The following is a 14,554-nucleotide window of genomic DNA, read 5'->3' as shown; positions in this document are numbered from 1 at the left end:
CGTCCAATAGTTACCAAGCGAAAAAAGGGATATAAGTTATAAGTGTTAAATGATAAGTTATAAATCGCTTTCAGCGTTAATAACTTAACTAATGAGACTCCAGTTCATTTTCTGCCTAGCCAGCTTAGTAAGCTGTTTGTTTAGTATTTGATTTTCGGGTTTTATTAAATCTGGATCATTTTCTAAAATTACCTCCACCACATTGCGTGCATGCTGCATGAGTTGGGCATCGCGGGTTATATTGGCAATTTTTAATTCAAAGGGAAGTCCGCTTTGTTGGGTACCTTCTAGGTCACCTGGGCCACGTAGTTTCATATCTGCTTCAGCTATCTCGAAACCATCATTTGAATCCACCATAATGCGCATCCGTTTTTTGGTATCCTCACCCATTTTATAGCCCGTCATTAATATGCAATAACTCTGCTCAGCACCTCTACCAACTCTTCCGCGTAACTGGTGTAACTGCGAAAGACCAAAGCGCTCTGCACTTTCAATAATCATTACCGAGGCATTAGGTACGTTAACGCCCACCTCTATTACGGTAGTTGCCACTAATATTTGTGCTTTACCGCTGGCAAATTCTTGCATGGCAGTATCTTTCTCGGCAGGTTTCATTCGCCCATGCACCATGGTGGTTTTAAATTCAGGAAATGCACTTTGCATATACTCTAAACCTTCAGCAAGGTTTTTAAAGTCCATTTTCTCTGATTCCTCAATTAAAGGATAAACCACATAAACCTGGCGACCTTTTGTTATTTCGCCTTTTATAAACTGATTTAAGTTATTTCGCTTATTATGAAAATAGTGCTTTGTTTCAATGGGTTTACGCCCTGGCGGAAGCTCATCGATAACGGATACATCTAAATCGCCATAAACCGTCATGGCGAGTGTACGAGGAATTGGAGTTGCCGTCATCACTAATACGTGTGGCGGAATACTATTTTTACGCCATAACTTGGCGCGTTGCGCTACCCCAAAGCGGTGTTGCTCATCCACAATCACCATACCTAGGTTTTTAAATTGCACCACATCTTCAAGCAAGGCGTGTGTACCAATTAAAATTTGCAACTCTCCGCTTAATAACTCTGCATGTATCTGTTCGCGCTCTTTCTTTTTGCTCGAACCAGTTAATAACTTCACGTTTATTGGCATCTCTTTTAGCATCTCCTGAATAGATTCCAGGTGTTGCGATGCCAATATTTCCGTAGGTGCCATTAAACAAGCCTGAAAATTATTATCCAAAGCGATAAGCATCACCATGAGTGCCACCATTGTTTTTCCGCTACCTACATCGCCCTGCAGCAGGCGATTCATTTGATGCCCTGTACCTACATCGTTTCTTATTTCACGAATTACTCTTTTTTGAGCACCTGTAAGTTCAAAGGGTAAATTATTAAAGAAAAACTGATTAAATATATCACCAATCTTTCCGAAAATATGTCCTTGTATATTTTTACTGCGCTGTGTTTTTTGCTTTAATATATTGAGTTGTATATAAAATAACTCTTCAAACTTTAAGCGAAATTGTGCCTGCTCCAACAACTTAGCATCAGTTGGGAAATGAACCGTACGAAGAGCACTATCTAAAATCATTAAATTATATTGCTTCACAATATAAGCTGGTAATGTTTCAGAAATGGCTCCCTTAAAAGATAGAAATATACCTTGCTGCATCTTCTGAATAGCTTTTGAATTCAAATAGCTATTCTTCATTTTTTCACTGGTATTGTAAAAGGCTTGTAAGGCCGAAGCTATTTTAGGTTTGCTTTCATCCACCTTCTCCATCTCAGGGTGCACAATACTATATGTGCCTTTAAATGCAGACGGTTTTCCAAAAATGATATACTCCGATTTGGCATCAAGTATTTTCTTCATCTTATCGATATACTTAAACCAAATCAATTCAAGCACTCCGGTTCCATCGGTAAATTTGGCCACCAAACGCTGTCCTTTTCCTGTACCAACTGTATTTAAAGAGGCTACTTTACCTTTTAGCTGAATATGTGATGCTGAATTATCAATTTCTCTTATCAAATAAGTACGGCTTCTATCCACATACTTGTACGGAAAATGATACAACAAATCCTCGTAAGACTGAATTTTCAGTTCACGCTTTAGTACCTCTGCCCTTTTGGGTCCAACGCCTGGCAGGTAAGTTATATCTAATGTGGATAAGTCGCTCACGCTTTAAAATTAATGATAAGTTATAAGTGTTAAGTTATAAACGCCTTCTTAAGTTATAAGTGTTAAATGATAAGTTATAAACGCTTACTTCATGTAAAGCAATTTATAACTTAGCACTTATAACTTTTTTAAATTTGCTTTTGATGTGATTATTATTTTGGTGATTAAACTAATTACTTCAGTTGCGTCTTTATTTATCGAATTGTACATATCCTCTGACAAATAGGAGGTTTCCTTCAATAAGTCGAGCCAATATTTAGTTTCATTAATTTCTTTTTGTGCTATTGCCATCTTATGAATAAAGTCTGCTTTCGATTCTGCAAACTCAGCCTCCCTAATCATAGCTCCAACACTTGTACCGCTTCTTAATATTTGTTTTGAAAGTATATATTCATTTTGCTCTTTAGTTAAGTACTTATACAACTTAACTATCCTAATTGCAAAACTAAAACTCTTATCCCTAACAATACTAGCTGCCATACATTTTTAAAATTAATGATAAGTTATAAGTGTTAAGTTATAAACGCCTAGATGATGTAAAGCAATTTATAACTTAACACTTATCATTTATAACTTCATTACAGTGAAACTGTAATAGAGCCACTCGCCTTTTTAGCGATGGCACGTGCTTCTTCTACTGAGTTTGCACGGGCTAAACAAACGCCCATGCGGCGCTCTCCGTCAACTTCTGGTTTACCGAATAATCGCACCTGTGTGTTTTCTTGAGTTAAGGCAGAATCTAATCCTGAAAAAGTAACCTGATTAGAAGTTCCTTTTACCATGATAACACTACTTGCTGATGGACCGTGAAATGCAATATTTGGAACTGGCAATCCTAAAATAGCTCTTACGTGTAATGCAAACTCACTAAGATCTTGAGATATCATAGTTACCATTCCCGTATCGTGCGGACGCGGAGATAGTTCACTAAAATATACCTTATCGCCTTTAATAAAGAATTCTACACCAAACAAACCCCATCCGCCTAAAGCGCGTACTACTTTCTCAGCAATTGTTTTAGCTTCGGCCAATGCTACGTCTGTCATTACCTGTGGCTGCCACGATTCTTGATAATCGCCCCCTTCTTGTCTGTGGCCAATAGGCTCGCAAAACGAAATCCCATCAACATGGCTTATGGTTAAAAGCGTTATTTCATAATCAAAATCAACAAAACCCTCAATAATTACTCTATCGCTATTTCCTCTTCCTCCTTCAATGGCGTAAGTCCAAGCATAATCAAGATCGGCATCACTTTTAGCAACACTTTGCCCCTTACCCGACGAGCTCATTATAGGCTTAATCACACAAGGATATCCAATTTCAGCAACCGCCTGATTAAACTCCTCACGACTACCTGCAAAACGATAAGGCGAAGTAGACAAGCCTAACTCCTCAGCTGCTAAAGTTCTAATTCCCTCACGGTTCATAGTTAACTTTGTAGCATTAGCTGTAGGTATTACATTAAAACCCTCATCTTCCAATTCTAATAATGTATCTGTTGCAATAGCCTCAACTTCAGGAATAATAAAATCAGGTTTCTCAGCTCTGATAATTTCAGCCAATCGTTCTCCATCAAGCATCGAAGCCTCGTAAGAACGGTGTGCCACCTGCATTGCCGGAGCATTTTTATATTTATCAACCGCTATCACTTCAACGCCATAACGCTGTAATTCAATCGCTACTTCTTTCCCTAGCTCCCCTGAGCCCAATAAAACGGCTTTTTTACTTACCGCCGATAAAGGTGTTCCTATTACAGTCATCTTAATTATTTTAATTGGGTATAATTTCTGCAAAAATAAGTTATAATTATGGTTTTGCAATAGAAGCTCCTAATTTACACACTCAAAGCAAAAAGTCTCTCTTCTCTTCTCTTTTGTCTAAATTTTTGAGGGCAGTTAAAGTGGCTATCCGTTATAGCAAGCACAATGCTTAGCTCTTTTTATATAGTCGCTGCGTGGGCTTCCTGAGGTCGCCTACGCCCTCCTTATAAAAAGGCCAAGCAATGCACTTACTGCCACTTCTATCCACACTGCGTCGCCAATATCAAGAACAGGAGCATAAGGAATAAATTACTGCCAACCCGCACCGCTGACAGAAACGGCAGCCCTTTGTTATTTTGCCATAGTGGCGCTTGTTAAGCGGATGCGACAGGGGAGCACACGCATTAACTAGTAACACTTAGGTAAAATAATAAAGGCTATAGTGGATGGCGGCTTAAGGTGCCCACAAAACTATTTAGTTCTTATACTTACATTGGTATACAATTGATATTTGTGCCGAATGACTATCTTTGACAAAATTTTAGATGAATGAATAATAACGACATATTAAAAAACCTTAGGTTCACACTAAACCTGAGAGATGAACATACTGTTGAGTTACTTAAATCGGCTGGTATTGAAGTGCCTTTAGAGGAAGTGAAAGCTTGGTTTTTGAGTGATGAAGACGAAAAATATAAATCGCTATACGATATAAAATTATCAGCCTTTTTAAATGGTGTTATCATTATGAAACGAGGCAAGCAAGATGACAAGCCTGTTATTAACGAAAAAAAGCTGAACAACAACATCATACTTCGAAAGCTAAAAATTGCTTTTAACTTGAAGGATACGGATATGTTGGAAATTCTGAAGGTGGCTGATTTTGAGATTAGCAAACACGAGCTGAGTGCTTTTTTCAGAAAGCCAGGTCAAGGACAATATAGAACTTGCAAAGACCAGATTTTACGACGCTTTTTATTTGGTCTTCAAAAATGGTTGAGCTTTAACAGACCTGCTCCTAAAAAATAAAACATATGCATAAACTTGGCAAAGTTGGTTTAGCCCTTGGTGGCGGAGGTGCAAAGGGATTGGCTCACATTGGCGTATTACAAGCCATTGAAGAGTTTAAAATTCCGATTGATATTGTATCTGGCACTAGCATGGGTTCAATAATTGGGGTACTATATTGTGCTGGCTTTTCGCCAAGGGAAATGCTACAAATTCTTCATGATGAGAAGGTGTGGAATTGGTTTAAAATAGATTTATTTAAAGGTGGTTTTGTAAACCTAAATACTGTAGAAAAGAATTTATTTAAACACATTAAGCACAACGAGTTTGAGCAACTAAAAACGCCGCTTATGATTGCGGTTAGCAACCTACACTCGGGCAAAGCTAAAGTGATAAGCGAAGGAAACCAACTTTTAAAGTGGGTTATTGCAAGCAGCAGTGTACCTGTTATTTTTACGCCTGTTGAAATAAATAATGCCCACTATTCTGATGGTGGTATTTTTATGAATTTACCCTCTAACCCTTTGGTTTTAAATTGCGATACGGTTATAGGTTCAAACGTTGTTGCCGATTCTAAGATTGATGAAATATCGAACCCAAAAGATGTTGCTGAGCGTGTTTTTAACTTATCCATCATTCAAAACCTCAGAATTAGTAAAACCTACTGCGACTATTTTATTGAGCCTCCAACCTTAGTTGATTATTCGATGTGGGATTTTAATAAAATGGACGAAATAGTTCAGCTTGGCTACTATGCTGCAAAAAAAATAATTAAGAAAAAGATACTTCCCGACCTCGAATAAATTATTTACAGTGAATAGATACAAACTAAAAGCTTACGTAAAACACAAACGAAGAGCCAAATACCGAAAAGGCCATAGAATACATCCGCCTTTTGCATTTAATTTAGTTCGCAACATTTTCTTCGAAAAGCATCCTTACTATCATTTTGATGAGATTAGTGAGGTACGTAAAGCTTTATTAAGAAATAAAGAAACCATAGAGGTAAGTGACTTTGGTGCAGGCTCAAAAGTTTTTAAATCGAATATTAGACAGATTGCCAAGATTGCTAAATACAACACAACTCCTCAAAAACAAGGCGAATTAATTTCGAGGTTGGTATGCCACCTTAAGCCAAATAATATAGTAGAGCTTGGCACATCCTTAGGAATAGGCACCTTATATTTAGCGAAACCAAATTCAAAAGCAAACATACACACCATTGAGGGTTGCCCAGCTATTGCTAAAGCTGCTCAGAATACTTTTGCACAATCGAAGGTTAAAAATATAACGCAACATATTGGCAGTTTTAAAGAGGAATTACCCAAAGTATTAAACAAGCTTGATAAAGTAGACTTGGTTTATTTTGATGGCCATCATAATTATGAGGCTACGGCAAATTACTTCAAAATGTGTTTGCCACACGCAAACGAATCAGCACTATTTATTTTTGATGATATCAACTGGTCGAAAGAAATGACCAAAGCATGGAATGAAATAATAGCTCATAACGAAGTTTCTGTATCTTTTGATTTGTTCCGTTTCGGATTGGCTTTTATTAACATGAATGTTCGCAAGCAACACTATAAAGTATCTTGGCCATAAAGGATACAGTTATGATAAAAAACTCAATCAAAACATTAACTTTACACATCTAACAATTACATTTATGAGTAAGCCCGTTATAGAAATTAAAGACATTATTAAACATTACGAAGTTGGAACACAAGTTGTAAAGGCCCTGAGAGGCGTTACTGTTCAAATCAACAAAGGAGAGTATGTAGCTATAATGGGTCCTTCTGGTTCTGGTAAAAGTACCCTCATGAATGTAATAGGGGCTTTAGATACTCCTTCTGGCGGGCAATATATTTTAAACGGTACAGATGTTAGTCACCTAACAGATGAAAAGCTTGCCGAAATTAGAAATAAAGAAATTGGCTTTGTTTTTCAAACCTTCAATCTACTTCCCCGCTACACAGCTCAAGAAAATGTAATGCTCCCCCTTATTTATGCAGGAGTTTCAAAACCCGATAGAATTGAGCGTGCTAGCCAGGTTATTAACAAAGTAGGACTGCAAGAACGCGCCTCACACAAACCCAATGAAATGTCGGGTGGACAGCGCCAACGTGTTGCTGTTGCGCGTGCATTGGTAAATAACCCATCCATAATTCTGGCTGATGAGCCAACCGGAAACCTTGATACCAAAACGTCTGTAGATATTATGCGCTTATTTGGCGATATTCATGCATCAGGAAACACCATAATATTAGTTACTCACGAAGAAGACATTGCCCAACATGCCCACCGCATAATCAGACTTAGAGATGGCGTGGTTGAAAGCGATATAGTTAACAAAGAGGTTGTTGTATTGCAATAGTCAATATGCTTTAAGTAACAATCCCAAATTTTACTGTTTTTTCTAAATTTCTAGTTAGTAAAGCTAATAAATCAATTAGCCATTATGATAAACTTTTTATAATGTTTAGTGTTTGATGGATAGAAACAAACAGTAAAACAATGAGTAAAAGTTTAGTATATACAAAAACAGGCGATAAAGGTAAAACGAGTTTAATTGGGGGCACAAGGGTTCCTAAAAACCACTACAGGCTCGAAGCATACGGAACGGTTGATGAGCTTAATACCTTTATTGGGATGATTAGGTCATATGAACTTGATGAAGTTACCGACAAACAAATTATCGATATCCAACACAAGCTCTTTTATATTGGGGCCTTTCTTGCTACTGATTCAAACGTTACTGATTTACGAGAAAAAATAAAGTATGACGAGGCAGTAATTGAAAAGCTTGAAAGCGAAATGGATCGCATGGAAAGCGAGCTTCCTCCCATGAAGTATTTTGTGCTACCAGGCGGTCATCCTGCAGTTAGTTATTGTCATATTTCTCGTACCATTTGCCGACGAACCGAAAGAAGAATATTAAGCATGATGGAAGAGAGTGAAATTCACCCTTGGGTGATCAGATATGTTAACAGATTATCTGATTACTTATTTGTTTTATCTCGATATTTATCAAAATATTACAATATAAATGAAATTCCATGGGTTCCAGAGTTGTAAGTTTTTACTTTTTTTCTATATTCGCAGAAAATACAAATAATAATTACATAATAATAAACTATAAAAATTTCAGGGTATGTATTGGACACTAGAACTAGCATCGAAATTAGAGGATGCACCCTGGCCTGCTACAAAGGACGAGTTGATTGATTTTGGCATTCGCTCTGGAGCTCCATTAGAAGTCATTGAGAATCTTCAAGAAATTGAAGATGAGGGAGATGTTTATGAGAGTATCGAAGATATCTGGCCAGACTATCCGAGTAAAGATGATTTTTTCTTTAACGAGGATGAGTATTAAGCTCAAAAAAACTACAAAGGAGGCAAATGCCTCCTTTTTTTATGTTGTAAATCGTAATTACCTAGCTATTCCTTAAAGTCATCGTAGGTATTATCAAGGTTATACTCTGTCCTATCCTCTCCTCTATCAAATTTGGGCAGTTCCTCCCATGTGAAAATATCAGTATATACCTTAGGCCTAAAAACATCGAGCCAATAAAAGCCCACTAACTTTGTATTTTCAGGCACAACCAATTGCGTTGGATTCATAGTACCATTTGGAGAAACACGCATTATAATACGCTCTAATTGTCGCTCCTTAAGCTTTATGGTCATATTACTACATTCCGCCTTATTTAAGCCAATAACCACCTCATCATCCATCGGATAATATATGGTTTGTGCATTACCATTCACATCAATTTTATAAAGCTCATTGTTCTTTACAAAACCAGTCATTTCTTTACCCTTAATCTGATTGTAAGAACCAGTATCTTCCTCAGAAATAATAAAAGCTCGATTTAATAAATCTACCCTATCCATTACTCCATCCTTACTGTACATTTTAATTACATCAGCAGTCAGCTGGTTACCCAATGACCACATTATAGGGTCGTAATAAAAAGTATTGGTAGAATCTCTGGAATCAAATACCATGGAGTCGCATCTACCTTGTATATCGCGCCTAAAATACTTTACGTGTCTGTATGCTTTTATAAGCTTTTCGCCTTCCTCCTCTTCAATAGGGACTGCTTGAAGTGTATCACCATGCAAATACAGCGTGTCTAACTCATAAATCTGTATCATTAAGGCATCTTCGGTAGCTAAAGCGTACTTGGTTTGCTCGTTATAGTAACCGTACTCCCCTTTTATTATGGTATTATTAATAGTATCGTGTAATTCCATACTATTAAAAACTTCCCCTAAACCAGTATTACGATTGTAGTAGATTGTATCGCCATAAAGGGTTTGCTCGCCTTCAACGTAGGCATTTTCTCTAAGTACTCCAAAATCTTTTGCAGTATCATAATAACCATCCTCAGCATAAATTGTATTGCTATCACTAACAATAAAGGTTGGCCCTTCAATACGCGCTATTTCGGTAATTGTGTTGTATTTTAAAGTATCAGAAAACATAGTGTATTTAGGGTTCACCACTTCAACACTATCTTTATAAAATACATCTTCGGTATCGGGGTAGTAATAGCCTTCTTTACTAGTTAAAACAGTTTCTTTATTAACTGTTTTTCCATCATTAAAATAATAGGCTATATTATTTATTCTATCAAAATCGAGAAACTCTGTAGTTAATGTTGTCTCTTTATTTTGCAATTTAACATCACCTCGCACTTTTGCTAAACTAGTTTGTCCATCATAATCTAACGTATTTCCCCACAAATTTAAGGTGTCATTTTGGATAATATGAACATTACCTATTGCGTATATTCTATTGGCATTTTCGTATTGATAAGCGGTATCGCAATACATTAAAGCACTACCGTGTTTAAACTCAACATTACCTATTAAAACACGAACATCAGCACCGAATTTCACTTCATTATGACGTAAAAAATCAGCATGTTTAATATCTACTTTCTTTTGAGCTACAACATTAGTCGCAATAACAGTAAAAAGAATCAGTAGGAATAACACCTTGTTTTTGATTCCGCTACCATTTACACAATCACTCTTCATTATTGAAGTATTACTTTAATAGAAAAAAAGCCCTCGCTTAAGACAAGGTTTTTATTTAATCCAGTTTTTAAAGTCGAAGCTGCAGCCAGCCCAATCTTCGTTGATGGTAATATAGGTTTCGAGCTGCTTTTGTCTTACCCAATCATCAATAGCATCACTACGTCTTTTTTCAGTCATAATGTTTTGTACTAATTGATAATCGTCTTTAAGATTGGCTCTATGTGGCTCTATTTTTTCTTTCTGTTTAATAATCACGTAAACATCTTTCGCCTTTTCATCCTTAATTTTAAAAGGTTCAGATACTTCTCCTTCTTTTAATCGTTGCAATTGTTTTGCCAAAGAAGGATCTTGAATAGCAGATAGTTCAAAACTTGACGATTGCGTTCGCATATTTACCATTAATCCACTATTGTTACGCGTTTCTTTATCCATACTAAAACGCAAAGCTGCCTCATCAAAAGACATTTTTTCATCGTCAATTAATCCCTTAATAGAATCTAAACGGGCAATTGCATCGTTATTGGATTGAGATGAAATTTTTGGCTTAAGAAGAATATGACGAACATGAATACGCTCCCCTTTTCTATCGACTAACTGGATGATATGGTAACCAAACTCTGTTTCAACTACCTTAGAAACCTTATCCTTTTCTTGTAAGTTAAATGCTACGTTGGCAAACTCAGGTACAAAAGTACCACGCGTACTCCAACCTAGGTCTCCACCTGTTGTGGCACTACCTGGATCTTCAGAATACAATACTGCTAAAGTTGAAAAATCTCTACCATCAGCAACTTGCTTTTGGAAATCGCGGAGTTTATTTTTTACAGCGTCAATTTCTTTTTGCTCAATTTTAGGATAAGCTGCGATTTTCTGAATTTGGTATTGAACAGGAACCATAGGTAAACTATCCTGATTTGTTTTACGATAGTAAGCACGTACTTGCGATGGTGTAGGTTCAATATTCTCAGTAATATTTCGCTGCATAGATTCCGTCATGATTTGCTCACGAACGGTTTTCATTTGCTCCTTTTTAATTTGTAATACCGATTTATTAAACCACTCTTCAAGTTTTTCTTTACCTCCGGCTCTGTTGATAAACTCATTCATACGTCTATCAACTTCGTTAATTACATTATTCTCACTCACCTCAACACTATCCAATATAGCTTGGTTCAACATCAACTTTTGAATCAATTGTTGTTCAAAAAGCTTACATTTTAAGTCTCCCTTAGCAGACATACCTTGCATAACTGCTTGTTGATATTGATATTCGACATCTGATTTAAGAATGGCATTATCACCAACAACGGCTATTACTTCGTCAATAATGTTTTTTTGGGCTTCAGCAGTAGTTCCTGCTATAAGAAAAGTAAGAACTACTAATAAAATATGTTTTGTTTTTAGCATCAGTATAATAAATTAAATCCAAGAGGTTTCCTTGTAATAAAGGCACAAATATAAGTAATATTAAATTAGTCGCTAATATTTAGTAAAGTTAAAAACTAGTTAAACTTTAAATGTAGAGGCAATTTCAGAAGTATCATAAAAACATTCTTTTTAAGCTTTTACAGAAAATTATTCATAGAACTTTATTTGTTTTTGCTCTAGGCCTTCTTCATAGAGTTCTTCTTCGAGATTTTGTATAAACTTAATTCTATTTTTATTTAATAAAATAGATTCAATCCTACCCTTTACAAATTCAACTGGTGCTAGCTCATTCTTGAGTTTATACTCGTTAATATAAAGGTAATAAACGTAGATAGAATCTTGAGTTTCGAATAATTCATTCTTTTTAAAGAAGCGAGAATCGTTAGGTACAGGCTCTGGCATCAAAGCATTAAACTTTGTTGTCTCGGTCCATTTATCAGCAAAATTCTCAAATTTATTGGCGTTTTGATAACAGTAAGCTTCAAGCGCTTTTACATCTTCTTCTTTATCTGATTTAAACAGAGCTTTTACAGTATTCAAGTTAGGCGCCGTTAACGGAACTTTAATAAACATACCTTTCACAATAGTTTGCTGCAGGGCAAAGTTATCCTTCATATCCTCAAAGTAGGCTTCAATTTCACTATTGGTAATATCGGGAGCATACTTTTGCTCTAGGAGTTTCTGCTGATATTTATGCACTAAGAGCGAGGCTCTATAATCTTCTAGTAATTGCGCCACATCTTTTTCTTTAGCCGATAAGTTTAACTCCGCTTTACGAAGAAGCAGCATTCTTTTCACCCATCGGGCAATATAATTTTGTGCAAAAGATGTACTATCTGCAACTGATAAGTTCTCAGGGATTGCACTCGACAATTCTTTCACTGTTAAAATGTAACTCTCAACTTGAGCTACAGGTTGTTGATTCTCAGTATCACTTTCTTGAATACAAGAAAACATGAACAATGAAAATGTGATATAAATACTAACGATTAATAACTTCATTATGTGTTGTTAAATATGGTATGCATGCAAATAATTATTTGCATTTAGTATGAGCAAAAAGCCTTATTATTTTAAGGCTTTTTTATTTACAATAGGATTGAATTTCTGCTTGAGAGCACTAAGCCACAGTGATTCCAATTCGGTTTGATAATCAGCAATAACCTGGCCTTTTGTTTCTTCAAGAGCTTTGTAAACTTTAGGAATTGTTTTCCCACGTGCAAAGCTATAAGGAAATTCTTTATCTACATTGCCTTCCGATTTTTTATCTTTCCAAATTTGAGCATCTACTGTTTTAAAGTCGCCTCGAGAAAAGGTTCCCTTCACCAATTTAATATTATTGGGCTCAGGCATTGCTGACTTAATGGAATCAAAATCAGATAAAATAGTGGATTTTGCTATTTTAATAAATGCTTTTTGATCCTTCTTTGACTTAAAAAATGCAATCTCACCTTGTATTTGTTCTGGCTCGTAATAGCTTTTAGAGTTGGCATTAAAATAGTTCTGTATTCCTATAGAATCTTCGTTAGCCTTATTCCAAATTTCAGCTTGACTAATCTCAAAAATCAATAACCCATCGTGATACTCATCAACCAAGAAGCGGTATTCTGGATACTTTTCTTCTAAATGTGCCTCCTCGTAACTCAAGATTTTTTCATCGGCAAAAGCCTCAAACATTGCATCAAATTCTTTTATTCTTTTGGCTTTGGTATAAGTTCTATTATCAATAATAAATTTTGCTAAATCAGCTCCTGTATAGCTTGAATCAGCCAAAGTAAATAAAATAGCATCTTCACTTTTCAATAGTTCAACGTAAGCCTCGTTGGATAGTTCAACGTAAGCCTCGTTGGATAAATCAGTACTTGTACCCTTATCTTTAACCAAGCTCATATTAGCCTCATTTTCGTTATATGAATATTCCTTCTTTAATCGAGCAACTAAAGATTTAGTGCCTTTATTAGCTCTTTCATCGCGTTTAATTTTTCCTTTTATTTCCTCTTCCATCTCTTCGAAAGAAGCAATAGAGCGCTTGTCTAATAACTTTATGATATGAAAACCATATGGCGATTCAACTACTGCTGAAATGTTATTTACACTATCTAACTCAAATGCAGGCTCGCTATATTCTGGAATCATTTTACCTGCACCAAACCATGGTAACTCACCGTTGTTTGTGGCACTGCGTCTGTCTTCTGAATATGAAGTGGCCAAAGCACCAAAATCATCCCCTTTAAGAACTAACTGATAAACAGAGTCAATTTTAGCTTTTTTCTCTGCTTTAATTTCTGGAGTTGCATTTTGAGGAAACATCATCATAATATGAGCTGTTAATAACTCTCCTCTATCCTCTCGCTTATCATTTACTTTTATCAAATGGTAACCAAAAGATGTGCGTGTAATCTCAGATAGTTGCCCTACTTCAGTATTATATGCAGCATGCTCAAACGGATAAACCATCATGAAACCTTTAAAATATCCAAGATGACCTTTGTTTTGTTTTGCCGATGGATCTTCAGAATATTTCTGAGCCAATACTCCGAATTCTGCTCCTTCTTCAGCTTGTTTTTTGATACCCATTAACTTTTCATAAACTTTCAAGGTATCTTCAGGCGAAGCATTTTCATCCAACCTTAAAAGAATATGACTCGCATCAACTTCAACTTTTAAATGTTCATAAGCTTCTTTCAGCAACTGATCAGTTATTGCTTGGTCGGTCAAATATGGCTTAGCAAGTTCTTTTTTATAATAATTAAACTCTTTAACAAAAGCAGGAACGGTATCTAAACCTTGAGCCTCAGCTTCAGCAACCTTTAATTTATAGTTTACAAAAAGATCTATATATTCCTTTTTTGATTGCTTTGTTTCAGAAAAGCTGTTGTTTTTATCGTAAATGAAATTAAACTCTTCCGAAGAGAATTCTTTATCTCCAATTGTTAATAGTGTAGAACTGTTTTGTGCTTGTGCACCAATAGTCACTAATAATCCTAAAGCAACAGTTTGTATCGTTTTTCTTATCATGTTAAAGATTCAATTAATGTGAAGTTTTTTAAAAACGGTGCTAAGAAAATAAAATTGCCCGACAATGGAAAATTGCCTACACATTAAACTTAACAGCTGTACCTTGT

Annotated in this window: 13 protein-coding genes; 6 read left to right on the top strand and 7 right to left on the bottom strand. The window is 35.8% G+C overall.

The window, feature by feature from the left end; translation table 11 throughout:
- Positions 1–84 precede the first annotated feature (84 nt).
- The 3 genes from recG to purT form a co-directional block, all read right to left on the bottom strand.
- Complete coding sequence (gene recG / locus QMO11_RS10050; RefSeq protein ID WP_282037118.1) at positions 85–2,184, bottom strand: ATP-dependent DNA helicase RecG; 2,100 nt, start codon at positions 2,182–2,184, stop codon at positions 85–87.
- Positions 2,185–2,301: 117 nt separating this feature from the next.
- The gene (locus tag QMO11_RS10045) at positions 2,302–2,664 is read right to left on the bottom strand and encodes a four helix bundle protein (protein WP_075601611.1); all 363 of its coding nucleotides are present in this window, start codon (positions 2,662–2,664) and stop codon (positions 2,302–2,304) included.
- 98 nt (positions 2,665–2,762) lie between these two features.
- A complete protein-coding gene (purT, locus tag QMO11_RS10040; protein WP_075601610.1) occupies positions 2,763–3,944 on the bottom strand; it encodes a formate-dependent phosphoribosylglycinamide formyltransferase in 1,182 nt (393 codons plus the stop codon).
- Positions 3,945–4,493: 549 nt separating this feature from the next.
- Here purT and QMO11_RS10035 point away from each other — a divergent pair.
- The 6 genes from QMO11_RS10035 to QMO11_RS10010 all read left to right on the top strand — a co-directional run bounded on the left by QMO11_RS10035 (position 4,494) and on the right by QMO11_RS10010 (position 8,328).
- Positions 4,494–4,973 carry a YehS family protein gene (locus QMO11_RS10035; RefSeq protein ID WP_075601609.1) on the top strand — a complete coding sequence of 160 codons (480 nt, stop codon included), beginning with the start codon at positions 4,494–4,496 and terminating at the stop codon, positions 4,971–4,973.
- Between the two features lie 5 nt (positions 4,974–4,978).
- Entirely contained in the window at positions 4,979–5,755 is a 777-nt protein-coding gene (locus QMO11_RS10030; protein ID WP_282037117.1) for a patatin-like phospholipase family protein, read from the top strand.
- A gap of 10 nt (positions 5,756–5,765) precedes the next feature.
- On the top strand, positions 5,766–6,557 hold the full coding sequence (locus tag QMO11_RS10025; protein WP_282037116.1) for an O-methyltransferase: 792 nt from the start codon (positions 5,766–5,768) through the stop codon (positions 6,555–6,557).
- A gap of 64 nt (positions 6,558–6,621) precedes the next feature.
- The gene (locus tag QMO11_RS10020; RefSeq protein WP_075601606.1) at positions 6,622–7,329 is read left to right on the top strand and encodes an ABC transporter ATP-binding protein; all 708 of its coding nucleotides are present in this window, start codon (positions 6,622–6,624) and stop codon (positions 7,327–7,329) included.
- Positions 7,330–7,469: 140 nt separating this feature from the next.
- Positions 7,470–8,030 carry a cob(I)yrinic acid a,c-diamide adenosyltransferase gene (locus QMO11_RS10015; protein ID WP_075601605.1) on the top strand — a complete coding sequence of 187 codons (561 nt, stop codon included), beginning with the start codon at positions 7,470–7,472 and terminating at the stop codon, positions 8,028–8,030.
- Positions 8,031–8,106: 76 nt separating this feature from the next.
- Positions 8,107–8,328, top strand: a complete 222-nt coding sequence (locus QMO11_RS10010) for a DUF2795 domain-containing protein (protein WP_075601604.1) — start codon at positions 8,107–8,109, stop codon at positions 8,326–8,328.
- Positions 8,329–8,393: 65 nt separating this feature from the next.
- Here QMO11_RS10010 and QMO11_RS10005 read toward each other — a convergent pair whose 3' ends face one another.
- The 4 genes from QMO11_RS10005 to QMO11_RS09990 form a co-directional block, all read right to left on the bottom strand.
- Positions 8,394–10,001: an OstA-like protein gene (locus QMO11_RS10005; RefSeq protein ID WP_282037115.1), complete on the bottom strand. Its 1,608-nt coding sequence runs from the start codon at positions 9,999–10,001 to the stop codon at positions 8,394–8,396.
- A 51-nt stretch (positions 10,002–10,052) separates the two neighbouring features.
- Complete coding sequence (locus QMO11_RS10000) at positions 10,053–11,408, bottom strand: peptidylprolyl isomerase (protein ID WP_282037114.1); 1,356 nt, start codon at positions 11,406–11,408, stop codon at positions 10,053–10,055.
- Positions 11,409–11,576: 168 nt separating this feature from the next.
- Positions 11,577–12,431, bottom strand: coding sequence for a hypothetical protein (locus tag QMO11_RS09995; RefSeq protein WP_282037113.1), 855 nt, complete (start codon positions 12,429–12,431; stop codon positions 11,577–11,579).
- Positions 12,432–12,497: 66 nt separating this feature from the next.
- A complete protein-coding gene (locus QMO11_RS09990; protein WP_282037112.1) occupies positions 12,498–14,447 on the bottom strand; it encodes a peptidylprolyl isomerase in 1,950 nt (649 codons plus the stop codon).
- Positions 14,448–14,554 lie beyond the last annotated feature (107 nt).

It is taken from the genome of Saccharicrinis aurantiacus (genome assembly GCF_947489045.1).
GTDB classification, from domain to species: Bacteria; Bacteroidota; Bacteroidia; order Bacteroidales; family Marinilabiliaceae; genus Saccharicrinis; species Saccharicrinis aurantiacus.
Note: the sequence above shows the minus strand (reverse complement) of the source record. Positions and strands in the feature narration are given on the sequence as shown.

Bases quoted from the DNA above. Each gene is read 5' to 3' on its own strand.
- QMO11_RS10045 (WP_075601611.1), bottom strand. From the start codon at position 2,664: ATGGCAGCTAGTATTGTTAGGGATAAGAGTTTTAGTTTTGCAATTAGG.
- purT (WP_075601610.1), bottom strand. From the start codon at position 3,944: ATGACTGTAATAGGAACACCTTTATCGGCGGTAAGTAAAAAAGCCGTT.
- QMO11_RS10035 (WP_075601609.1), top strand. From the start codon at position 4,494: ATGAATAATAACGACATATTAAAAAACCTTAGGTTCACACTAAACCTG.
- QMO11_RS10030 (WP_282037117.1), top strand. From the start codon at position 4,979: ATGCATAAACTTGGCAAAGTTGGTTTAGCCCTTGGTGGCGGAGGTGCA.
- QMO11_RS10020 (WP_075601606.1), top strand. From the start codon at position 6,622: ATGAGTAAGCCCGTTATAGAAATTAAAGACATTATTAAACATTACGAA.
- QMO11_RS10015 (WP_075601605.1), top strand. From the start codon at position 7,470: ATGAGTAAAAGTTTAGTATATACAAAAACAGGCGATAAAGGTAAAACG.
- QMO11_RS10010 (WP_075601604.1), top strand. From the start codon at position 8,107: ATGTATTGGACACTAGAACTAGCATCGAAATTAGAGGATGCACCCTGG.
- QMO11_RS10005 (WP_282037115.1), bottom strand. From the start codon at position 10,001: ATGAAGAGTGATTGTGTAAATGGTAGCGGAATCAAAAACAAGGTGTTA.
- QMO11_RS10000 (WP_282037114.1), bottom strand. From the start codon at position 11,408: ATGCTAAAAACAAAACATATTTTATTAGTAGTTCTTACTTTTCTTATA.
- QMO11_RS09995 (WP_282037113.1), bottom strand. From the start codon at position 12,431: ATGAAGTTATTAATCGTTAGTATTTATATCACATTTTCATTGTTCATG.
- QMO11_RS09990 (WP_282037112.1), bottom strand. From the start codon at position 14,447: ATGATAAGAAAAACGATACAAACTGTTGCTTTAGGATTATTAGTGACT.